We start from the raw sequence: 22921 nt of genomic DNA, 5'->3' as shown, positions 1-22921 counted from the left end.
TTGAGGGGGAGATGCCCGGCAGGGCGAGAGGGGGGTGCTGTCCCGCCAACCTCGCATATCCCCGCACACCACCCATCACCCTTCCACCCTCGCCATATGATCCCCGCCAAACTTCTCCCACCGCGCCGGCGCCGGCTCAAACCCCTGCGGACGCACCAGCGAGGGCACCTGGCGGGTGTCGATCTCGAAATGCTCACGCCGCCGGTCGACGGTCGGAACGGCGGCGATGAGCTTCTTCGTATAGGAATGCTTCGGCATCGACAGCACCGAAGCCGCATCGCCGATCTCGACGATCTGGCCGGCATAGATGACGGCGATGCGATGCGCGATCCGCTCGACGACCGCCATGTCGTGCGAGATGAACAGATAAGCCAGCCCAAATTCCCGCTGCAGATCGACCAGCAGCTCCAGCACCTTGGCCTGCACCGAGACGTCGAGCGCCGACACCGCCTCATCGAGAACGACCACGGACGGGTTGAGCATCAATGCGCGGGCAATGCACAGCCTTTGCCGCTGGCCGCCGGAGAATTCATGGGGATAGCGCTGCAAGCTGTTCGCAGGCAGGCCGACGCGTTCCAGCAGGCTCGCCATTCTGGCCCGCGTCCCGGCATCCATACGGCCGCCGGTGGCGATCACCGGCTCGGCCAGGATGCTTTCGATGCTGAGCCTCGGATTGAGCGAGGCATAGGGGTTCTGGAACACCATCTGCACGGGCTTGGCGCTGTGCTCTGCCGAGGCTGTTCGGGTGCCGACCGAGAAGCTGCCGCGCGTCGAGCGCACCAGCCCGAGCACCGCCTTCGCGGTGGTCGATTTGCCCGAACCACTCTCGCCGACAATCGCCAGCGTCTCGCCCGGCATCAGGTCGAAGTCGACGCCGTCGACGGCATGCACCGCGCCTGTCGCGCGGCTGAAGAAATTGCTCTTGAGAGGAAACCGCACCACGAGGCCGTCGACCTTCAAGGCCGGTTCTGCGCCTGCATCTTTGTCGCGCTGTCCGTCCGCGCGCGTCGCGCTTCCGTTGGCGAAATGCGGCACGGCGTGCAACAGATGCTGCGTGTAGGGATGCTGCGGCCTGTCGAGGATCTGGTTCAGTTCGCCTTGCTCCACGGCCTGCCCGCTCTGCATCACCATCACCTTGTCGGCGATGCCGGCAACCAGGCCGATATCGTGGGTGATGAAGATCATCGACATGCCGGTCTCGCGCTTCAATTCGGCCAGCAGCGCCATGATCTGCGCCTGCACGGTGACGTCGAGCGCCGTCGTCGGCTCGTCGGCGATCAGCAGGCGTGGATTGCAGGCGAGCGCAATGGCGATCATCACGCGCTGCAGCATGCCGCCCGAAAGCTGGTTGGGCGTGTATTTCAGCCGCCTTGCCGCATCGGGAATGCGCACGCGGTCGAGCGCATCCCTGGCTGCCGCCGTGGCCTGCCGGCCGGTGAGGCCACGATGCAGCCGGAACGATTCCTCGATCTGCGTGCCGATGGTCAGCACCGGATTGAGCGATGTCATCGGCTCTTGGAAGATCATGCCGATCTCGGCGCCGCGAATGCCGGTCAGCTGCGGTTCGGTCGCTCCCATCAGGTCGAAGAGACTGCCATCGGCCCGCTTCAGTTTCATCGCGCCGCCGGTAATGCGGCCGCCGCCAAAATCGATGAGCCGGTTGATCGACAGTGCGGTGACGGATTTGCCGGAGCCGCTTTCGCCGACAATGGCCAGTGTTTCGCCATCGGCCAGATCGAAGCTGACGCCGCGCACCACTTCGTTGGCTTGGCGGTCGCGGCCGAAGCCGACGCGAAGGTCGTTGACCGACAGCAGCGGGCTCATGCCGGCGCCCTCCGCATCCTGGGGTCGAGGATGTCGCGCAAGGCATCCCCCAGCAGGTTGAAGCCGAGGATGCTGATCATGATGGTCAGCCCAGGAAAGATCATCAGCCAGGGCGCAGTTTCCATCAAATTGCGGCTGTCGCTCAGCATCAGGCCGAGCGAGGCGGCGGGCGGCTGCGTGCCGAGACCCAGGAAGCTCAGGCCGGCTTCCGTCAGCAGCGCCCAGGCCAGCGCCAGCGTCACCTGAACGGTCAACGGCGCCACCAGGTTGAGCAGCAAATGGCGCGTGACGATGTAGAACGAGCTGCTGCCGAAGGTGCGCGCGGCGTCGACGAATTCGCGTGCCTTGAGTGAGAGGGCAGGGCCGCGCACCACGCGGGTGAAGATTGGCGTGTAGACGATGCCGATGGCGACGACGCTGGTCCATGTGCCTGGCCCGGCGACAGTGACGATGAGCAGCGCCAGAAGGATGGCCGGGAAGGCCAACAGCACATCCATGATGCGCATCACCACACCATCCCAGCGGCGACCGAGCCAGGCGGCGGCCAGCCCGAGCACGGTGCCGGCGAGAGTGGCGAAGGCCACCGAGAAGAAGGCAACCGTGAACGACTGGCCGACGCCCGCCATCAGCCGGCTGGCCACGTCGCGCCCGAACAGGTCGGTGCCCATCCAGTAGGCGCCGTTGGGCGCGTGCAGCCGGTCGACGCGGAACTGCGTGATCGGGTTGTGCGGCGTCAGCCCGACCAGCCCGAGGATGGCGATGAGCAGATAGACGCCGACAATGACGCCGCCGATGCGGCCGCTGCCGTGGCCGAAGATGGCGCGCAGGATGCGCATCACTGCTCTCCCAGCCGGATGCGCGGATCGAGCGCGACATAGGCGAGGTCGACCAGGAGATTGACGATCATGAAGTTGAAGGCGATGAACAGCACGGCTCCCTGCACCAGTGCGTAGTCGCGCTGCAGGATGGCGTCCAGCACCATGCGTCCAAGCCCAGGCAGCGCATAGATCTGCTCGACGATGACGGCGCCGCCCAAGAGATAGCCGAACTCGATGCCGCTGAGCGTGACGACGGGGATCAGCGCGTTGGGCAAAGCATGGCGCCAGATGACGCTGCGCGCCGAGGCGCCCTTGCTGCGCGCGGTGCGCACATAATCATCGCTCAACACGTCGAGCATCGCTGAGCGCGATATGCGGGTCACGGACGCCGCGAAGGCGAAGCCGAGCGTGATGGCGGGCAGGATCAGCTGGCTGAGGTTGCGCAGGGGATCCTGCCAGAGCGGTGCGAATTCGCCCATTGCCGGCAGCACGCCGAAACCGGCCGACAGCGTGTAGATGATCAAGAGGCCAAGCACGAAGCTCGGCGTCGACTGGCCGATCATGGCGACGATGCGTACTCCGAGATCGGACAGTTTTTCATTGTGCGTGGCAGCGAAGATCCCGGCTGGCAGGCCGACCACCAGCGCAATGATCATCGACAAGATTGCCAGTTCCAGCGTCAACGGAAATCGCTCCAGAATCACGTCGAGAACCGGCCTGCCGTAGGTGACGGAGATGCCGAGATTGCCGTGCAGGATGCCGCCGATCCAGCGCCAGTACTGGACGAACCAGGGCTGGTCGATGCCGAAATAGGCGGCGAGCGAATCCCGCTGCGCCGGCGTCAGCAGGCCGGCTTCGGTACCCAGCATCGCCGTGATCGAATCGCCCGGCACCATCCGGATCGCGACGAAGACCAGGATGGACACGCCAAGCAGGACGAGAGGAAACGTCGCCAGTCGTCGCATCAGATAGTTCACGCGAAGAAGTCCTCTCGCCAGCGGCGGCTACTGCTGGATGGTAACCTTGCTCAGGCTGAACAGCGTGCCCGTCGGCGTCGGCACGAAGCCGGCGACGTTCTTCTGCTGGGCCGTGTAGCTGTAGGACGTGTAGAGCCAGATCCACGGTGACATCTCGGCGAGGTGCTTCTCGAACTCGGCGAAGATCGCCTTGCGCTTGGCCGGGTCGGTCTCGGCACGGCCTTGCTGCATCTGGCTGTCCAGCGTGTCATCGATATAGTTCGCCACCTTCTGCAGATTGCCTGCCTTGGTCCAGTAGCGGTTGTACATGGTGTAGGGGTCGGCGCGGCCGCCATTGAGCGCGATCGCCATGTCGAAATCGCCCTTCAGCCAGGCGTCGACATAGACGTTGAGCTCCATCATCTTGATGTCGAGCTTGACGCCGATTTCGGCCAGCTGCGACTGGATGACCTGAGCCTCCGCCGCCGCCGTCGGCGGCTCGCCGGTGGCGCCGATCACGGTCGCCGAAAAGCCATCGGCAAAGCCGGCTTCCGCCATCAGCTTCTTGGCCTTTTCGACGTCGCGCTTGTAGCAGAACAGCTGGCTCGGATCGGTCGCCAGCGCCGGGATGGTCAGCGGCCCGGTGACCTTGCCTTCGCCAAGCGAGGCGGTGTCCAGCACCTCCTGCCGGTCGATGGCGCAGGAGATCGCCTGGCGCACCTTGAGCTCTGTCATCGGCTTGCGCGACGGGTTGAGCTGCAGCACGTGGTAGGAGAGCACCGGCACGCGGTTCAGCTGCAGGCTGGCCTCCTTCGGCACCAGCGTGGCGACCAGCGGGTCGTTGAGCAGCGCGAAATCGATCTGCTTGGTGCGCATGGCGGCCAGGATCGCCGCTTCGTCCGGCAGCACGCTGATCTCGATGCCGTCGACACCGGTCGCGCCGCCGGCCCAGTCCTTGTTGGCGCTCAGCACTTCCTTGGCGTTGGGGTCCCATTTGTCGAGCTTGAACGGGCCGGAGCCGACCGCCTTGGTGCCGATCGAACCGGCCTTGATTTCAGCCGCCGGAACGATGGCCGCATTGACGTCGCTCATCGCCGTCAGGATCGGCACGTCGGGCTGCGACAGATGGAAGACGACGGTTGCCGCATCGGGCGTGTCAATGCTGGCGATCGACAGGAAATTGGCGCGCGCGGCCGCCCCCGTCTTCTCGTCGAGGATGCGCTCGAACGAGGCCTTGACGTCGGCCGAGGTCACGGCCGTGCCGTCCTGGAATTTAGCCTTGGGGTCGAGCTTGAAGGTCAGCTCCTTGCCGTCCTTGGAAAACTCCCAGGAGGTGGCGATGGCGGGGATGATTTGCAGGCTGGCATCGACGCGCACCAGCGGCTCATAGATCAGTTCCAGCAGCCGCAGCGACGAAAAGGCCGTCTGCTTGTGCGGATCAAGCCCGGTGGCGTCCTGCGACCAGGCCATATGCAGCGTCGCCGCCTGCGTCGAAACCGTGGCCATGCCGAGCATCGCGGCAACCGTGATGCCCCACAGCAATGTTCTTGCGAGATGCCTTGTCATTTTCGTCTCCCATTATGATTTGACTTGATGCCTTGCAGTTTCTGCGGACCGCTTCCAAGACACACATGCTTCGGAGTATCGGCCCAGTCTATGCGGCTTCATGCCGTCTTGTCGCTGATTGCCTTTCGCAGGAAGCCTCCGGCCTTGCCAAGGGCGGTTCGCGCCGCCTCGACATCAAGGCCAGTGATTGTCACCAGGATCGCCAGCTTCACGTCATTGCCGGTTTGCTGGAGCGCCTGTTTGGCCTGCTGCGCCGAACAGCCGGTGGTCTGCATGACGATCCTGATCGCCCTTGCCACCAGCTTCTTGTTGGATGGGTTGAGGTCAACCATCAGGTTCTGAAAACTCTTGCCGATACGGATCATCGAGGCCGTGGTCAGCATGTTGAGCACCAGCTTCTGCGCGGTCCCCGATTTCAGCCGGGTCGAGCCGGTGAGCACCTCAGGCCCGACGACGGGCGAGATGGCGATATCGGCGATGCCGGCAATGGTCGAGGCCGGATTGCACGACAGGGCAACCGTTGTAGCGCCTACTTGCCTGGCATACTTCAGACCACCGATGACGTAGGGCGTGCGCCCGCTGACCGCGATGCCGACCACCACGTCGTCCGCTGTGAGCCCGATCTCCTGCAATGCCTTGGCGCCCATTTTCGGATCGTCCTCGGCGCCTTCCAGCGATCGCACCAGGGCATCGGAACCACCGGCGATCAGGCCGACGACCATGCCTTCGGGCACGCCGAAAGTGGGCGGGCATTCCGAGGCGTCGAGAACCCCGAGCCGGCCGCTGGTGCCGGCGCCGATGTAAATCAGCCGCGCGCCTTTCTGGAAGGCAAGCACGATCCGGTCGACCGCGGCGGCGATTTCCGGCAGCACCTTTTCGACAGCCGCCGGGACAAGCCTGTCCTCGTCATTGATCTTGCGCAGCACATCGATGGTCGGCAGCAGGTCGATGTCCATGGTCCGCGGGTTGCGGCCTTCGGAAACCAGCAGGTCCAGCTCAGACATCAACCCTTGCTCGGTCATTCCAGTGCTTTCAAAAATTCTGCCACCGGCGTTCGGCATGGTTCAACGGGCACCAGGGCACACGGACCTCGGGTCCGTCATCGCGGTTTTTCTTTGTTAACTTTTTAGAATTGTATATTCGTATCGTCAACAGAGATTTGGAATATTTTATTCCTGACGGCGCAAAACCTACCGTGCGCAGAGCGACCTCTTGGCAAGGATGATCGCGCCGGACACGGCGTCGCCGTCGGCGGGCTTCAGCCGGCGCCGCACATCGGGCGAAAGCCAGGGTTCGAGCGGGCTAGCGAGGCCGCCCAGCAAGGTCACGCGCGGCGCGCCTTTTTCGAACAGCACCCGTACCAGCGTGTCGATCTGCTCGGCCGCGCTTTGCACGATGCGCCGTCCGGCCGGGTCGCCCTGGTCGGCATGGCGCATCACCATTGGCGCCAGCGCCGCATAGTCGGTGGCGCTGGCGCGGTCCATCCAGGCGACGGCCTCCATCGGGTCACCGTCGAAGCGCTGCATCACCTCCGCCAGCAGCGCCGTCCGCTCGTGCCGGCCGTCATGGCCGCGTAGCGCCAGTTGCACGGCTTTCAGGCCAAGATCGGCGCCGCTGCCTTCGTCGGAGATCGGAAAGCCGTAGCCGCCGACGCGCAAATCGCGGCCTTCGGCGAAGCCGAGGCCGATCGAACCCGTACCGGCAATGACGATAGCGCCGTCCTGGCCGGAATGCGCGCCAAGGCAGGCGCCGACGCCGTCGCTGACGAAATCGATGCTGGCAAAGGGATGCGCGATCGCCCGCAACGCCTCCAGCGCGCCCTTGCGGCCGATGCCGGCAAGGCCGATGCCGGCACGAATTCCAGCGATCTCGGCTGGTCCGAACCCCGTCTCCTCGATTGCCGCGCCAAAAGCTTTCGCAATGGAGGCCCAGGCTGCGTCGATGCCGAGCCGCGTCGTCGCCGGGCCGGACAGGCCTTGCCCCAGCACAGTTCCCGCCGCATCCTCGATGCGGGCTCGGCAGCCGGTGCCGCCGCCATCGACGCCGAGAAAATAGTCCGCGCCGCTCATGCGCTTAGCCGCTCGATGTCGGCGCCGCACAGGCGCAGCTTGCGGTCCAACTGCTCATAGCCGCGGTCGAGGTGGTAGACGCGGTTGATGATCGTCTCGCCTTCGCTGACCAGCGCCGCCAGCACCAGCGACACCGAGGCGCGCAGGTCGGTGGCCATCACCTGCGCGCCATGCAGCCTCTCGCCGCCGCGCACCAAAGCCATGGTGCCTTGCAGCTTGATGTTGGCGCCAAGCCGCATCAGTTCCGGCACATGCATGAAGCGGTTTTCGAAAATGGTTTCGCGCAGCAGCGAAGCGCCGTCGGCGCAACACATCAGCGCCATGAACTGCGCCTGCAGGTCGGTCGGAAACCCCGGATAGGGCTCCGTCGTGAGATCGACCGCCTTGAGCGGCCGCTCGCGTGACACGATGAGCCCACGGTCGCCGGGCCAGACGTTGACGCCGGTGGCCTCCAGCAACTGCACCACCGAGGCCATGTGCTCGAGCCGCGCGTGGGTCAGTTCGAGCTGGCCGCCGGTGATCGCCGCGGCGATGGCGTAGGTGCCGGCCTCGATGCGGTCCGGGATGATGTCGTGCCGGGCCGCATGCCAGCTGGTGTCGCCGGCGATCAGGATGCGGTGCGTGCCGGCGCCTTCGATGCGCGCCCCCATGGCGTTGAGGCAAGCGGCGAGATCCGCCACTTCCGGCTCGCGCGCGGCGTTGAGGATCTCGGTTTCGCCCTTGGCAGTCGTCGCCGCCATCATGGCCGTTTCGGTCGCTCCGACCGACGGTGAGCTCAAGACGATGCGCGTGCCGGTCAACCCGTTGGGCGCCGAGGCGACGATCGAGCCGTTCTCGATCGCAATCCTTGCACCCAGTGCTGCGAGTGCCGCCACATGCATGTCGACCGGCCGCGCGCCGATCGCGCAGCCGCCCGGCAGTGAAACCCGGGCATGGCCGAACCGGGCCAGCAGCGGCGCCAGCACCAGCACCGTCGCGCGCATCTTGCGCACCGTGTCATAAGACGTTTCCTTCGAAACGGCGGCGCTGGTGTCGATCGTCGCGGCATGCGCCGACCGCGTCACCTCGGCGCCATGAAGCCGCACGACGCCGAGCATGTTTTCAACGTCGGTGACATCCGGCAGGTTGGTCAGTTCGAGCGGGTAGGGGCTGAGCAGGGCGGCCGCGATCTGCGGCAGAGCCGCGTTCTTGGCGCCGGAAATGGTCACCGCGCCTTCCAGTCTTCGTCCGCCGACGATCCGCAATCTGTCCATGGTTGAACCCTTGTATGGCGAAAGGGTTAGTGGCCCGGTTTCGCTCTCCGAAAGACCTGCCTCGAATCCCGGGCTTTCGCCGACCCATTGAGAATTAATTCTGCGTTCTTGGCTGTCAATCGAAATTGGAATAATTTATTCCTCTGACGTCGAGCACCGAAGCGCTGTAGAGGGTTCATGTCCGTCCTGAAGACGATCAATGCGAAGCTCGATGGCATGGCGGCCGGCGATCGCGAGATCGGCCAGTACATCGTCGACAATCCCGACCAGATGCTGCGCCTGTCGACGGCCGCACTTGCGGCCGAGATCGGCCGCAGCCAGTCTAGCGTCGTCAAGTTCAGCCAGAAGCTCGGCTATGCCAGCTATCAGGAGCTCAAGCTCGCCGTCAGCGAGGCTAAGGCGCAGGACTGGCAAGTGCCGGCCGGCGTCATCCATGGTTCGATCGAGGTCGGCGACACCTATCCGGTCATCCTGAAGAAGCTGATCGGCAGCAAGCTGCTGTCGATGCAGCAGACCGTCGCGGCCAACAGCGAGCGCATCATCTCCCGGACGCTGGAACTGCTGGATGGCGCGCGCCGCATCCACCTGGTCGGCGTTGGCGCCTCCTCGCTGGTGGCACGCGATTTCTCCTACAAGCTGATGAAGCTCGGCCGCAATGTGCTGCATGACAGCGACAGCCACATCCAGATGGCCAATGTCTCGACGCTCGGGCCCGGTGACGTGCTGTTCGCGCTCTCCTATTCCGGCGCCAGCATCGAAACCTTGCGCATCGCCGAGCTTGCCCGCAAGCGCGGCACGACGGTGATCGCCGTCACAGGCCTGCACGACAATCCGCTCAGCCGCGTCGCCGACATCCGCCTCTACACCATCGCCGACGAGGAGCGTGCGCGCTCCTCCTCCATCACCGCGCGCGACGCGCAGCTGACGCTGACCGATCTGTTGTTCATCCTCCTGGTGCAGAGGCAGCCGGACGCCAACGACTATGTCCACAACAGCGAGATGGCGGTCTCGGTGCTGAAGGCCGAGCGGTCCTCGTAAGCGCTACCAGGTCGTGTGCATCTTCAGCTTGAACGAGCGGCCTTCGCCGTAGGAGCAGGTCAGCGTCGTCTGGCAGCTGGCGACATAGGTCTTGTTGAACAGATTGGTGACGTTGAGATCGACGCCCCAATTCTCCTTTTCGTAGCCGAGTTTCAGGTCGGCCAGTGTCACGGCCGGCACCTTCGCCGTGTTTGCATTGTCGGCCCATGACGAGCCGATATAGCGCAGACCCCCGCCAATCGAGATACCGTCATACCAGTCACCACGGAATGTGTAGTCGGCGGAGGCCGAGGCCATCACTTCCGGGACGATAAAGGGCGTCTTGCCGATGAGCGCCGAGTTGGCGTCCTTGGTGATGTCGATATCGTAAGCGGTGAAGGCGCCCGTCACCCGGAAATCATCGGAAATGTTTACCTTGCCTTCCAGTTCCACGCCGCGCGAGCGCACTTCGCCGGTCTGCATCTGCGTGAACAGGGTGACATTCGACGGCACGTTCTGACGCGTCAGATCAAACAGCGACACGGTGAACAGGCCATCGACAAAGGTCGGCACATACTTCACGCCGACTTCATATTGCGTACCCTCTTCGGGCTTGAACAGATTGCCCGTCGCGTCGGTGCCGATGATCGGATTGAAGAAGGTTGCGATGCTGGCATAGGGGGTTACGCCGTTGGCGAACTCATAGGCGAGGCCGGCACGGCCGGAGAAATCGCCTACCGTGCTGCTCTGCGTGCTGGAGCTCGACGAGTAATAGGTCGGACGATTATCGGCGTCGAGCCAGCCACGGTCGTAGCGGCCATTCAGCGTCACCAGCCAGCCATCGCCAAAACGCAGCTGATCCTGCGCATAGAAGCCAAGCTGCTTCTGCGTCAAGTTCTGGTTGAGGTAGCTGACGCGCGGCGTCAGCGGCGAGCCGTATACCGGATGGAAGGCATCAATGGGATTGTCGTAGTTTGGATCGTAAAGGCCGGACGACTGGACCTGGTCGATGTTGTAATATTTGAAATCGATGCCGGCGAGGATCGTGTGCTCGACCGGGCCGGTCACGACCTTGCCTTCGATCTGGTTGTCGAGAAGGAAGGTTTTTGCCGTCGTGTCGTGGTCGAAATTGATGCGGGCGAGATCGGTAGGCCCCGCCGTTACGGACCATCCGTTGGGGTAGACGCTGACTTCGTTGATATCGGCTGCGGTGAAACGGGCGTTGGAGCGCACCGTCCAGTCACTGTCGAACGTATGCTCGAATTCGTAACCGATCGACCCCTGCTCACGCTTGTAGAGATCGATGCTCGGTTCGGTGAAATTCGCATCCGGATCGATGCGGCCGTAGTTCACCCCGTCGACGATCCGGTCCGTCACCGTCCCCGCATAGGGCAGGAAGCTGCCGCCATTGTGGTTCTCGTCGATGTGGCTGTAGTTGGCCAGGACGGTCAGCGTGGTCGCTTCGTCTGGCTTCCAGCTGATGCTGGGCGAGATGAAGCCGCGCCAGCCGTTCTGGAAGTCGCTGTAAGTATCGCCGCCGGCGACCTTGCCATTGATGCGGTAGCTGACCGTGCCGTTGTCGGCCACGTCGCCAATGTCGAAGCCGAGATAGACATTGCCGGCATCGTTGACGCCGGTCTCGACATAGCGCTTGCGCTCGAACTCTGGCCGCTTGCTGACATAGTTGACCACGCCGCCCGGATTGCTGCCGCCATAGAGCACGGAAGCCGGGCCTTTCAGCACCTCGATCCGCTCGAGCCCAAAACTGTCGACGTAGAAGCCGCCAAAGGCATAGCTGAACAGCTGCAACCCATCCATGTAGGTGCCGGTGGCCGTCGCATCGAAGCCGCGGATGTACAGCCAGTTGGTGTCGCTGTCCGGGCCGAAGGGCTGCGCGAAGACGCCGGCCGTATAGCGCAGGGCTTCATCCTCCTTCTGCGCGCCCTGGGCGTCGATTTCCTGCATGCCGACCACCGAGACCGATTGTGGGATGTCCTTGATATCGGTTGCCGTCTTCGAGCCGGTCGTGGTCTTCTTGGCAACGACACCGTCGACCGGGCCGGTGGCGCTGCCGCCAGCCTCGCCCTCGACCACCACGGGTTCAAGCTGGGTGCTCGCAGGTGCTGTTTGCGCGAAGGCGGCCATCGGCGGGATCACCGCGGCTGCTGCGACGCCGCCCGCCAGAAGCGCCTTCATCCGGTAAAGTCTGCTCATCAGGAAAGTCCCCGCCTGTCGTCGTTGAGATACTTGATCATTTATCTCAACTTATATGCGGGTCATTGGATGGATTTGGGCGGCTTGTCCATTCTTGTCCAAACGAGGGACATCGCGGCGTCATGTTGCGGAAATGTCACGGGCTGCCGGCGCTCTTCATCCAGGCGCCGGGCGTCACGCCGACCACCGCCTTGAACACCCGCGTCAGATGCGCCTGGTCGAAGAAGCCGGTCGCCTCGGCGATGTCGGCAAGCGAGGCGGCGTCATGCGCCATCATCGCCTTTGCCCTGTCGACCCGCGCCTGCATCTGCCAGCGGTGCGGCGGCACGCCCGTTGCCGCCTTGAAGGCATGGCTCATCGCGGTTTCTGAGAGGCCAGTCAGCGCGGCGAGATCGGCAAGCCGGATCCGGTCCAGGCAGTGCGCGTCGATGTAGTCGGTGACCAAGCGCAGCTTGCGGCGCGACAGCGGTGACCGACGCCTGGCAGCACCCGGCTGATCGATCTGGAAAAGGCTGGCGAACAAGGCATTGAGCAGGCCCTCGCCGTAGAGATCGTGCAGAGGCTGATCGCTGCCGCATTCGGCAGCGATCAGGCCGGCCAGCATGGCGATGCGTTCGTCGCGGAACTGGAAGCGCGACATCTGCAAGGCTTCGCGGTCGAGGCTGCGGCCGAAGCGGCGCGTCAGCGTCGCCACGTCGAAATGCAGGTCGAGATGCCGGATCCGGCGCAGCCCCTCGACCCGGCCATGGACCGGCACACCGGCCGGAATGTAGGCCATGGAGAGGGCCCTGTCGTGGCGGGATACTTCGCCATTGGCGCCTTCGACGAAGAAGGCGCCGTCGCCATCGACGTCGAGCGCGACAAACAGCCGGGGATCGGGAGAGACATAGTAACCCTCTGCCCGCTCACTGCACGAGACATCCCAGAGGTCGGCAACCACGCCGTCCCACAGGTGCCATTTCAGGTCGCCGATGACGGAAAAGCCCTCTATCCGGCTTTCCATGCGCGCAACGAAGGTCAAGTCCTGTCTATCCCCGGGCATAATACATGATAAAAATAATCATGTTTATGCCCGATCACGGATCGCGCCGCAAGCCTCCTGCTTTTACGACTGTTCGAAGGTCGTCCGCGCCAAAGCCGATGGTCCGTGGAGCCTAAACGCTTTCGAGATAGGTCTCGATCTCGAAGTCGCTGACATTAAGCGCGAAGGTGTTCAGCTCCTGGCGTTTGCAGGCGACGAAGGAGTCGCGCAGGATCGCCGGAAAGATCTCCGCCACATGCGTTCCGCTCTCGAACGTGGCGATCGCGGACGCCCAGTCCGGCGGCAGCTTGGCCGGCACAACGCCTTGTCCGTCGCTGCCGGTCGGGTCGCCCGGCGACATCTGCCTTTCGATGCCGATCAGTGCCGCGCCCAGTATGGCCGCAAGCACCAGATAGGGATTGGCGTCCGCTCCCGACACGCGATGCTCAATGCGGCGCGCGCCGGTCGGGCCGCCGGGAATGCGGATCGCGACCATGCGGTTCTCGTAGCCCCAGGCGACTGCGGTCGGTGCATAGGAGCGCGGGCGAAGCCTGCGGTAGGAATTGAAATGCGGCGCAAACACCAGCGTGCTCTCGGCCATCGCCGCCAGCAGGCCGCCGACCGCATGGCGCATGATTTCGGAGCCCTGATCGGTGCCGTCGTCGAACACGTTGCGCCCTTCGGCGTCGACAAGGCTGAAATGGACGTGAAAGCCGTTGCCCGCCCGATCGCCATAGGGCTTGGCCATGAAGCAGGCGGCAAAGCCGTGCTTGCGGGCAATGCCCTTCACCGTGCGCTTGAACAGCACGGCGTCGTCGGCGGCCCGTAGAGCGTCCGCGACATGGTTCAGATTGATCTCGAACTGGCCGACGCCATTTTCGGCAATCGCCGTGTCGACGGGAATGCCTTGTGCCCGGCAGGCCTCGTAGACGTCATGGATGAAGGATTCGAAATCGTCGATCTCGTCGATCGACAGCGCCGCGTCGGAATCGAGACGGCGCCCGGTGACCGGCGAGACGGGTCCCACCGGCCGCTGCGACTGCGGATCGACCAGGTAGAATTCGAGTTCGGTCGCTGCGACAGGGGTCAGGCCGAGCGCCCTGTAGCGGTCGAGGATGCGCGCCAGCGCCCGCCGAGGATCGCCGAGATAAGGCGCGCCGCTTTCGTCGGCGAGCCAGAGCGGAACGAGTGCCGTCGGATGCGCCGTCCAGTCCACCGGCAGGATGCCGCGTCCCGTCCATTGGCAGAGGCCATCGGCATCGCCGGTCGAGAAAACCAGGGTGTTGCCTTCGATATCCTCGCCCCAGATGTCGAGCCCGATCAGCGAATAGGGCATGCGCAGCTTGCCTTCCAGCGCCTTGCGGGCCTGTTCCACGGGGATGCGTTTTCCCCGCATGACGCCGTTGAGGTCGCACACCGCCGCCCTCAGGCTCTGGATGTCGTTTCTGCTTTCAAGCCAGCTCAGGACGTCCGCAATTGCATCGCTCAATTTAAAACCTCTGGTTTTCGAAGGTGCCTAAGCCGGATCGGCTGCACTGTCCCTGGTAAAAAATGCTTGTGAGTTTTCGGGAAGCCTATCCGACGATTGCCGGATAGTTTTCCTTATTTTTTCAAGTCACTAACCGGGATGTCGGGAGGCATTTTCAAAACCAATTGCGCGATCTGCGATCGCAACATAGAGGCAAGAGGACAGAAAGCCAAGGGGCATTCGGGTCGTGGGTCAGTTTGAAATTCGGCCTTCAACCGGTCCCCTTGAAGTGTCATATTGTTGGCATGAACCCCAAAATAGAAATCAGGGCTTGGATTGTCCCTGTCTGGACCACTAACGACCCTCCTATGGCCTTCTGCTGGATCGCTGGGTACGGCGACCCCATGGAGGCGCAAGAGGCTGTGAGGCGAAAAATTGGGACAGCCGATATCAGGGACCCGTCTCCTGTATCAAATGCGACCGCTGACAAGTTGGGCGTCAGACCGGGCGAGGCGTGGCTACTATGATCGACAAGTACCCGAAGTGGCCGCGTATCGCGCATGATCCCGGCGATGGCCGCTGGCGTTGCCAAAAAGCTTTGGCGGTGGAGATATCATTGCTCCGATCGAAGTGAGGGAGGCCGAAACGCTGATGGTTCGCGGGTCGTATAAGAGACGGGAAGCGTAAGGTGAAAGCATGCGAGATGAAGAACGGCGTTCTAGCATCCGCTCATTGGTTGAGTTAGATCGGCCTGTTGCCGAGCTTGAAACGCTCCTAGCGCCGCTTCCTTGGGACTATCCAAAACCGCTGGTCAGGCTGACCTACGATCATATTCGAAGCGTTCTCTTGCGCTTTCTCGCTGGGAACCTTGATGCGAAGGACGTAGAGGAATGGGCCGATCTTGTTGAAATGCGAGATGACATCGAGTTCGCGGACGAGCGGACGCAAGAGGTAATCCACATGCTGTCCACGCCGCAAATCCACTTTCCTATCGACGGCCAGCTTGCGCAGCTTCTGCTCTCGCCAATTTCAAACTGAACCACTACCGGCATTCGTCTTTCTGGATCCGCCACCGAGGCAACATGGCTGGACCCGGGCTCCAACAACTGCCCACCGGCAATCCTAGCTTCTTGCGTTCGGAAATCTGGCCTGCCGCAGGATGTGTGCAGCACCCTCGTCAATGTCGCGGACAATGGCTGCGCGGGCGCGCGCGCCGTCCTGGGCCTCGATCGCCGCGACGACTTCCTCGTGATAGTCGATGTCGAGGATGGAGGAGAGATCGTCCTCGAAGCCCATGGCGAGATTCCTGAGGAAGGGGCCAACCTGCATCCACACGGTCTCGATCAGGAAGACCATCTGCTCGTTGCCGCAATGGCGGTAGATCGAGAATTTGAAGGCGTAGTTCTTCCTGAGATAGTCATCGATATCGCCCTGGCGCGCTGCCAGGGTCAATTCGGTGCTGTGGCGCCGGATCGTCCGCAGATTGTTGCCGTTGATGCGTTTTGTCGCGAGCTCCGTCGCCGAACCTTCGAGGATCGTGCGCACGGCGGTCAATTGCGAAAACCGGTCGGCCGAAATGACAGGCACCTCGACGCTGCCGTTCGGCATCGGGCTCAGCGCCCGCAGCGCCTGCAGCCGCATGAAGGCACTGCGCACCGGCATGTCGCTGGTGCCGAGTTCCTTGGCGAGCTTGCGCGAGGTCAGCTTCTGCCCGGGCGTGAACTGGCCGGACATCAGGGCCCGCACAAGCTCCAGATAGACCTTCTCATGCAGGGGCACGCTGTCGATGGCGCTCAACCCGAATTGTGTTCTGTCGGCCATTGGCGGGGGCGCTACTTCATTCGTTCTGAAATCTGGCCTGACGACAACAGCCGCGGACAATCCGATCGGGCCGAGCATGGCGGAGATGCCGAAGCCGGAGATTTATCAGGGCATGATAGACGCTTCAATCGTTGCGCGGCAAGCCGTCTAGCAATGCGGCCAAGGGCAGGTTCGACATTGAAGGCCTCTACGCGTTGCTACCGCTTTTTGGCCTTCTCCAGAACCGCCTCCCCCATTGCCAGTTCGTAGCGTGTGAAGGTGCGGTTCTCGCCAGGCAGCGGCGCGATTTCCATGAACCCGCTCGCCGGCTCGAAGATGATCATCGCCACCGTCGCCGACAGATTGCCGCCTCCCTCGCGGATCGCCGGGCGGCAGACGCTGAAGGGCGCGGCAAAATCGTCGAACAGTGCCTCCTTGAGGTCATCGACGGTGATGACGCCATGCCGAGCCGCGAGATGCCGGCGCACGCGGTAGTCGCGGTAGAGACTATCCGGCACGTCGCTGAGCCCGGTCTCGCGCAGCTTCGATAGCGCGATCGGGCTTTGCCAGTGATTGGCATGCACGATCAGGTCGTTCTCGGGATAGATCGGGAAGGCTTCGTCCGGCGCGCATTCGATGTCGACGGCAAAGCCTTCGGCGGTGCTCAGCATCATGTTGTTGGAACAGGACTTCGGCGTCGTCGCCACCACCTTGATGGCGTGGGCGAGATGCCTTGCTTCCAGCACGCGGCGGCGGATGAAGGGCAGGGGGATGCCGATGTCGCGATAGTCGCGATCGGATTCCAGATAGTTCGCGGTGATGCCGATGCCGGCCGCGTTGAAGCCGCTGCGGGCGAGCCCGCCGGCCTCGGTGAAGGTAAGCAGATCCGGGCCGTTTTCGCGCCGCACACGCAGCACAATCGAAGTTTCCGCGCATTCGATGCGCCAGTCCCAGTTCTGGCCGTGGATCAGCCTGCCGGCCTTGGTCGCTTCCGGCAGGATCACCGCGCCCGTGCAGCCGTCGGGCTCGTCATCGGTGATGCCCTTCTCGCGCTTGGCCTGTTGCAGGATTTCGGTGCGGCCGTTGACGAGCAGGATCGCGGACAAGTCGACACCAGCGCCGGCGGCGATGCCTTCCATCTCCTCGACAAGGTCGGGCGCCCATTGTCGAAGACGGGGCAGGAACATGCCGCCGAAGCGCTCGATGTCGCTCTCGCCGAAGCCGAACCGGTCGAGCTGCGCGGCATAGAGCGCGACGGATGCATGGATGCGGCCACGCGCCTGCTCGCCATAGGCATTGCCGCGCTCAGTGGGTGTTCCGCTCACATCGATGAGCGGAAAGGGCGCGACTGCCGTCATGGAAAAGACCTCGAATTTTTGCCGGTGCCCTCGACCATAGTGCACTTCGTCAGGCGTCGGAATTCACCTTTCCGCCACATCCGCCGCGAAGCCTCGCCCGCAGGCGAGTTGCCGCCTGACGCTCAGTCGAACTCGGCGCGTCGCGTCTCTTCGCGAATGGATTTCAGCACTTGCGCCTGAAGTTCTAGGACGTCGCGGTCATGCTGAATGCCGGTCGGTCTTGGCCTGACCGCAGGCACCGCAATGCACTCCTTGATGCGCCCCGGATTGAGGCCCATGACGAAGATCCGGTCGGACAGATAGACAGCCTCCTCGACATCGTGGGTGACGAAGATCACGGTCAGGCGATGCTCCTGCCAGATCTGCATCAGCAGTTCCTGCATCTGGCCGCGGGTCAGCGCGTCCAGCGCACCGAAGGGTTCGTCCATCAGAAGCATTTTCGGCCGGTAGGACAAAGCGCGCGCAATGGCGACGCGCTGCTTCATGCCGCCGGACAGCTGGCTCGGAAAGCTGTCGGCAAAGCGCGAAAGCTTGACCAGGTCGAGATGCTGGCGCGCCACCTCGGGGATGTCCTTGGCGTCATGTCCGGTCTCGCGCAGCGCGAACTCGACATTCTGCAGCGCCGTCAACCATGGCAGCAAGGTGTAGGACTGGAAGACGACGCCACGGTCGCGGCCCGGTCCGTTGATCGGGCTGCCGTCGACCAGCATCTCGCCTTGCTCGTAGTCCTGCAGGCCGGCGATGATCGACAGCAGTGTGCTCTTGCCGCAGCCCGACGCGCCGACCAGCGAAACGAACTCGTTGTCGCCGACTTCGAGGTTGATGTCGTCGAGCACCTTGATCGTCGACCGTCCGTTGGTGAACGATTTCTGCAGATGCGAAATCTTCAGCTTGGGATACGCCTGCATGTCAGGACTTCCTCTCATATTTGAAGAAATGCCGACCGAGGAATCGCATGATCTGGTCCGTCGCCAGGCCCAGTATGCCGAGCATCAGTATGTAGCCGATCGCCATGTCGGTTTGCAGGTAGCGCTGGGCAACCGTGATCCGGTAGCCAAGCCCGGAATTGGCGGCGACCAGTTCGGCCAGCGTCACCCAGGTCCAGGCCCAGCCGAGCGAGATGCGCAGCGTGTCCCAGATCTGCGGCATCGCCGAGGGCACGACAATGCGCATCAAAACGCGCAGATCGCTCATCCCCAGTGTCCGTCCGAAGCCGATGAAGTCCGTGGGAACGCGTTTGATGTTGTCCTTGAACATCAGCGCCTGCTGGAAATAGGTGCCGATCCAGATGATCAGGAATTTCTGGATATCGCCGGTGCCGCTCCACAGGATGGTCAGCGGCACGAAGGCGACGACCGGCATGTAGCGGACAAAGTCGAGGAACGGCTCGATCGCCGCCTCCCAGAAGCGGTAGGCGCCGATCAGGATGGCCGTCGCCAGCGCCATCACCGAGGCGATGAGGAAGCCGATCATGATGCGGTAGACGCTGTTGCCGACATCGCTGGCCAGCGTTCCGTCCATTGCCAGTTTTGTCAGCTTGGCGACGACGGCAAGGGGCGAGGGCAGGAAGATGGGTTTGGTCATGCCAAGCCCGGTTGCCAGGAACCACGCCGCGATGAAGAGCAGGAAGGCGCAGACGGCGATGAACAGATAGGTCGAGCCGGAAATCTCCGCCGCCATGCTCAGCAACGGCTTGCGTTGGGGATGTTGCGTGGTCTGCTTCGGGGCCGCTGTGTCGGTCTGTACGGTCATTGTGATCTCGCCCGCGGGGCTGTGAAAGGTCTGCTGTTCGACAGGATGCGATCGCGGATTTCCGAAACCGAATTCGCGTGCGCCATGAACCCTTCATATTGGGCGAAGGTGCGGGCGGCGGGCGCCAGCCGTTGATAGGCCGCCTGGGACAGGTAGGCGATCGAGGAGCGCTTCATGAAATCGAAGACGGACAGCGGCGATGCCGTGTTGGCCCGCCCGCCGGTCGGCAGGACGTGGCTCGGTCCCAGCACGAAGTTTGCGATCGGGATTGCCGAATGCGGGCCGAGCAGGATTTCGCCGGCATTCCTGATCCTCGGCAGCAGCTCGAAGGCCGACGTCGACAGCACGGCCAGATGCTCGGCGGCATAATCGTTGATGAAGTCGAACGCCGCTTCGATCGAAGGCGCCAGCACGATGCCGCCATTCCTGCCGTTCAGCACGGTGCGGGAAAAATCCGCGCGATACTCGCCCATCGCCTCCCAGAATTCCGGTACCGCGGCGGCGATGGCCTCCGCCAGCGTCCGGTCGGTGGTGACGACGAAGGCAGACGAGTCCGGGCCATGTTCCGATTCCACCGTCAGCTCCAGTGCTGCGAGTGCGGCGGGAACCGAGTTGTCGGCATAGACCAGCAATTCGCTTGGGCCGGCGGGGCTGCCCGGATCGATCCGGTTCGACAGAAGCTGGCGCGCCGCGCTGACCCATGGACTGCCGGGGCCGACGATCTTCGCGCATTTCGGCACGGTCTGGGTGCCGTAGGCAACCGCCGCCACCGCCTGGGCACCACCGCAGAGATAGATGTCCTCGATGCCGATCAAGGAAGCGATGAAACGCGTGGCGGAATCGGCCGTGCCGTCCGCTCCGGGCGGTGTCACGATGACCACCCTTGGCACGCCGGCCACCTTCGCGGGCACTGCGGTCATGATCGCGCTCGACGGGAAGAATCCCTTGCCGCGCGGCACGTAGCAGGCGACGGAATCGATCGACGTCCAGCGGTCGCCGATCAGCGCGCCTTCGGTTGCCTCGCTCAGCCAGAGATTGTCGGGCATCTGCGCCTCATGGAAACGCCTCACTTGCGCCACCGAGAGCCGGATCGCCGCGACGATCTCGGCATCGAGTTCCTTTTCGGCGCCGGCAATCTGGCTTGCGGACACCTTCAAAGCCGCGCGGTCCAGCGTCACGCCGTCGAACCGGGCGGCAAGCTCGATCAGGGCATCGTCCCCCCTGGTCCGCACTGCGGCGATGATCGGTTCGACCTTGCTGATCGTGTCGGTGAGGTCGGCCTCGGTCCGCTCGAGCAGGCTTGTGCGCGCCTCGGACGACATTTGCGCCAGGTCGTGGATTGCAACAGGTGACATTCTCTTTCCTTCGTGCTGTCTGAACGCCCTCACGGGGCGACGCGTGCGGCAAGCCAGCCGCCGTCGATATTGAGGATGTGGCCGGTGATGAATTGGGCGTCCGGGCCGCACAGGAACAGGATGCCGCCGGCGACGTCCTCTGCCGTGCCGACGCGCCGGATCGGCGTGGTTTCGATCATGGCCCGCCGGTACCAGGCGTCCGAGGCGATCCGCCCGGCGACGATCGGCGTGTTGATAACGCCAGGCGCCACACCGTTCACGCGGATTCCGTCGGCCGACAGGTCGGCAGCCAGCTGGCGCGTCAGTTGCGACAGCGCGCCCTTGGACGCGGCATAGGGTGCCGTGTTGGGGAAACCGACCTCGCCGAACACCGAACAGACATTGACGATAGAGCCGCCCGGCCTCGTCAGATGCGGAAGCATGTCGCGGGTCAGCCGCATCGCGGCGCGTACGTTGATACCCATGACATGGTCGATCAATTCGTCGCTGCTGTCGGCAAGCGACTTTGGACCGGCGACACCGGCGTTGTTGATGAGAATGTCGATGGTCCCGAACTGTGCCTTGGCGGCAGCTATGATCCGCGCCGGGGCATCGTCATCGGAGAGATCGATCGTCAGTTTCGGTTCCGCGCAATCCGCCAGATAGTCTGCGTTCCAGTCGACCGAGAGCACCTCGGCGCCTTCGGCTTGCAGCCGCCTGGCCGTGGCGAGACCAATGCCGTTGCCGGCGCCGGTCACCACGGCGGTCTTCCCTTGAAATCGCCTTTCCATTGTCAGCTCTTTTTCTTGAGTCTCTAGATCGTCTGCCCGCCGTCGATCGTGAATTCCGACCCGGTGATGTATTCGCTGCCCGGTGACGCCAGGAACGCCACGAGATGCGCGACCTCCTGCGGGCTGGCCAACCGGTTGAGCGGCACCGAGGCGGTCATAGCAGCCAGGTTCTCGGCGGTGTTCTCGCCAAGCATCGGCGTGTCGACCAGGCCCGGATGCACCGCGTTGACCCGGATGTTGCGGCCGGCAAGTTCGCGCGCCGCGACCTTGGTCATGCCGCGGATCGCCCATTTCGAGGTCGAATAGGCGAAGGCGCCGCTGAAGCCTCTCAACCCGCCCGTCGAGCAGACGTTGACGATCGAACCGCCCTGCGCCGGCATCAGCGCCGCAGCAGCGCGCATGCCGAGAAACGTGCCCAGCTGGTTGACGTCGGTGACGGCCTGGAAACCGCTGACGCTTTCTTCCAGGAACGGCACCGGATTGAAGATGGCGGCGTTGTTGACCAGCGCATCGATAGGGCAGAACCGCTGGGCAACCATGGCCGAAATCCTCACCCAATCGGCTTCATCAGCGACATCGAAGGAGGCCGACAGGATCTGACCGGCACCGGTCGCCTGTTCACTCATGCCGGTGAACGACCGGTCGAGCGCGATCACGGTGGCGCCTGTCGATGCGAACAGCGTCGCGATCGCCGCGCCGATCCCGCCGGCGGCACCGGTGACGATTGCCGTTTTCATCTGGCCAGCCTGTTGTCGCCGGCGTCCGCGGGCAGGGATGGCGAACGCCCCTTGCGCCACTGCCGCACATAATCCTGGCATGTCGTGAAGCCGGCGCGTTCATGCGAGGCGACATGGCGGATGAATTCCTCGAGCATCAGCAGCCGATGGCCGCGGCCCATGATCTGCGGATGCATGGTCACCACCATCACGCCACTGCCAATGCGCTGGTAGAGGAAGTCGAACTCGGCCTTCCAGATCTCCAGAACTGTCGACGGCGGGCGCCCGCCGGGCAGATAGCCCTTGTCGGTCGCCAGGAACTCGAATTGCGGAAAATCATCCAGATGCCAGGCGACAGGCATTTCGACGAGGTCGACCGGCAGACCGAAGCGGAATTCTTCCGACGTCGACCACGCATCGCCGATCCGGCACCAATAGGGCTCGTGGTCGTTGCCCATCATCGAGCTCTCATATTCGAAGCCGAATTCGAGCAGCAGTTCGATGGTGGACGGGCTGTTGTCCCAGGCCGGCGAGCGGTATCCGGATGGCTTGACGCCCGCGACCTTGTCCAGCGCGTCCAGGCCTCTCAGCAGGACGTTGCGCTCTTCCTCCCGCGTCATCAGCACCGGGTTCTCATGAACCCAGCCATGATGGCCGATCTCGTGGCCGCCATCGCGAAAGGCGCGCACGACCGGCGGGAAGGCGAGCGCCGAATGGCCGGGCACGAAGAAGGTTGCCGGGATGCCGGCGTGCTCCAGCACATTGAGAATGCGGCGCGCGCCGATTGGATCGAACTCGCCACGCGAAAGCATGCTTGGCGACGTCGCCCGATGGCTGCCGATCCATGTCGAATAGCCGTCGAAATCGAACGTCAAGGCGACTTGAACGTCGGTGCTGGTCATGTCTGGGTTTCTTCCCGCCATTGCGATGGGGAGGCAGAGCCGCGATGACCTGCCTCCCGGTC

General features: G+C 63.5%; 20 protein-coding genes. 2 read left to right on the top strand and 18 right to left on the bottom strand.

Going from position 1 to position 22921, the window contains the following annotated elements; translation table 11 throughout:
• Nucleotides 1–75: 75 nt before the first annotated feature.
• The 7 genes from AC0V7N_RS31300 to murA form a co-directional block, all read right to left on the bottom strand.
• On the bottom strand, nt 76–1824 hold the full coding sequence (locus tag AC0V7N_RS31300) for an ABC transporter ATP-binding protein (RefSeq protein ID WP_475452044.1): 1749 nt from the start codon (nt 1822–1824) through the stop codon (nt 76–78).
• Nucleotides 1821–2660 carry an ABC transporter permease gene (locus tag AC0V7N_RS31295; protein WP_475452043.1) on the bottom strand — a complete coding sequence of 280 codons (840 nt, stop codon included), beginning with the start codon at nt 2658–2660 and terminating at the stop codon, nt 1821–1823. Before AC0V7N_RS31295 ends, AC0V7N_RS31300 begins: the two co-directional genes overlap by 4 nt.
• Nucleotides 2660–3619 (bottom strand): ABC transporter permease, encoded by a 960-nt coding sequence (locus AC0V7N_RS31290; protein ID WP_475452042.1) that lies wholly within the window; start codon nt 3617–3619, stop codon nt 2660–2662. The genes AC0V7N_RS31295 and AC0V7N_RS31290 overlap by 1 nt, the downstream gene beginning before the upstream one ends.
• 27 nt (nt 3620–3646) lie before the next feature.
• Nucleotides 3647–5164 carry an ABC transporter substrate-binding protein gene (locus AC0V7N_RS31285; protein ID WP_475452041.1) on the bottom strand — a complete coding sequence of 506 codons (1518 nt, stop codon included), beginning with the start codon at nt 5162–5164 and terminating at the stop codon, nt 3647–3649.
• Between the two features lie 98 nt (nt 5165–5262).
• Nucleotides 5263–6186 carry an N-acetylmuramic acid 6-phosphate etherase gene (gene murQ / locus AC0V7N_RS31280; protein ID WP_475452039.1) on the bottom strand — a complete coding sequence of 308 codons (924 nt, stop codon included), beginning with the start codon at nt 6184–6186 and terminating at the stop codon, nt 5263–5265.
• Nucleotides 6187–6354: 168 nt separating this feature from the next.
• Nucleotides 6355–7233, bottom strand: coding sequence for a glucosamine kinase nucleotide-binding domain-containing protein (locus tag AC0V7N_RS31275; RefSeq protein ID WP_475452038.1), 879 nt, complete (start codon nt 7231–7233; stop codon nt 6355–6357).
• Entirely contained in the window at nt 7230–8486 is a 1257-nt protein-coding gene (gene murA, locus AC0V7N_RS31270; RefSeq protein ID WP_475452037.1) for a UDP-N-acetylglucosamine 1-carboxyvinyltransferase, read from the bottom strand. Before murA ends, AC0V7N_RS31275 begins: the two co-directional genes overlap by 4 nt.
• A gap of 177 nt (nt 8487–8663) precedes the next feature.
• On the opposite strand from murA, the gene AC0V7N_RS31265 reads away from it, so the two are divergent.
• Nucleotides 8664–9524, top strand: a complete 861-nt coding sequence (locus tag AC0V7N_RS31265) for a MurR/RpiR family transcriptional regulator (RefSeq protein WP_475452036.1) — start codon at nt 8664–8666, stop codon at nt 9522–9524.
• A 3-nt stretch (nt 9525–9527) separates the two neighbouring features.
• Here AC0V7N_RS31265 and AC0V7N_RS31260 read toward each other — a convergent pair whose 3' ends face one another.
• From AC0V7N_RS31260 to AC0V7N_RS31250, 3 genes are all read right to left on the bottom strand, one after another.
• A complete protein-coding gene (locus AC0V7N_RS31260) occupies nt 9528–11717 on the bottom strand; it encodes a TonB-dependent siderophore receptor (RefSeq protein ID WP_475452035.1) in 2190 nt (729 codons plus the stop codon).
• 136 nt (nt 11718–11853) lie between these two features.
• A complete protein-coding gene (locus AC0V7N_RS31255; protein ID WP_475452034.1) occupies nt 11854–12738 on the bottom strand; it encodes a helix-turn-helix domain-containing protein in 885 nt (294 codons plus the stop codon).
• A 133-nt stretch (nt 12739–12871) separates the two neighbouring features.
• Entirely contained in the window at nt 12872–14227 is a 1356-nt protein-coding gene (locus tag AC0V7N_RS31250; protein WP_475452033.1) for a glutamine synthetase family protein, read from the bottom strand.
• 675 nt (nt 14228–14902) lie between these two features.
• Between AC0V7N_RS31250 and AC0V7N_RS31245 the strand changes: the two genes are divergently transcribed.
• Nucleotides 14903–15244 carry a hypothetical protein gene (locus AC0V7N_RS31245; RefSeq protein ID WP_475452032.1) on the top strand — a complete coding sequence of 114 codons (342 nt, stop codon included), beginning with the start codon at nt 14903–14905 and terminating at the stop codon, nt 15242–15244.
• Between the two features lie 84 nt (nt 15245–15328).
• Here the strand turns inward: AC0V7N_RS31245 and AC0V7N_RS31240 are convergent, their stop codons facing one another.
• The 8 genes from AC0V7N_RS31240 to AC0V7N_RS31205 form a co-directional block, all read right to left on the bottom strand.
• Nucleotides 15329–16027, bottom strand: coding sequence for a GntR family transcriptional regulator (locus AC0V7N_RS31240; protein WP_475452031.1), 699 nt, complete (start codon nt 16025–16027; stop codon nt 15329–15331).
• A 197-nt stretch (nt 16028–16224) separates the two neighbouring features.
• Nucleotides 16225–17364, bottom strand: a complete 1140-nt coding sequence (locus AC0V7N_RS31235) for a C45 family autoproteolytic acyltransferase/hydrolase (protein ID WP_475452030.1) — start codon at nt 17362–17364, stop codon at nt 16225–16227.
• A 122-nt stretch (nt 17365–17486) separates the two neighbouring features.
• Nucleotides 17487–18272, bottom strand: coding sequence for an ABC transporter ATP-binding protein (locus tag AC0V7N_RS31230; RefSeq protein WP_475452029.1), 786 nt, complete (start codon nt 18270–18272; stop codon nt 17487–17489).
• A gap of 1 nt (nt 18273) precedes the next feature.
• Entirely contained in the window at nt 18274–19044 is a 771-nt protein-coding gene (locus tag AC0V7N_RS31225; protein ID WP_475460573.1) for an ABC transporter permease, read from the bottom strand.
• 68 nt (nt 19045–19112) lie between these two features.
• On the bottom strand, nt 19113–20471 hold the full coding sequence (hisD, locus tag AC0V7N_RS31220) for a histidinol dehydrogenase (RefSeq protein WP_475452028.1): 1359 nt from the start codon (nt 20469–20471) through the stop codon (nt 19113–19115).
• Between the two features lie 29 nt (nt 20472–20500).
• On the bottom strand, nt 20501–21241 hold the full coding sequence (locus AC0V7N_RS31215) for an SDR family NAD(P)-dependent oxidoreductase (RefSeq protein ID WP_475452027.1): 741 nt from the start codon (nt 21239–21241) through the stop codon (nt 20501–20503).
• A gap of 23 nt (nt 21242–21264) precedes the next feature.
• Nucleotides 21265–21978: an SDR family NAD(P)-dependent oxidoreductase gene (locus AC0V7N_RS31210; protein ID WP_475452026.1), complete on the bottom strand. Its 714-nt coding sequence runs from the start codon at nt 21976–21978 to the stop codon at nt 21265–21267.
• Nucleotides 21975–22859, bottom strand: coding sequence for a polysaccharide deacetylase family protein (locus tag AC0V7N_RS31205; RefSeq protein ID WP_475452025.1), 885 nt, complete (start codon nt 22857–22859; stop codon nt 21975–21977). The genes AC0V7N_RS31210 and AC0V7N_RS31205 overlap by 4 nt, the downstream gene beginning before the upstream one ends.
• Between the last annotated feature and the right edge of the window lie 62 nt (nt 22860–22921).

The sequence above is a fragment of the Mesorhizobium kamtschaticum genome, from assembly GCF_056174585.1.
The sequence above is the reverse complement of the archived record's forward strand: the minus strand, read 5'-3'. Positions and strand labels throughout refer to the sequence as shown.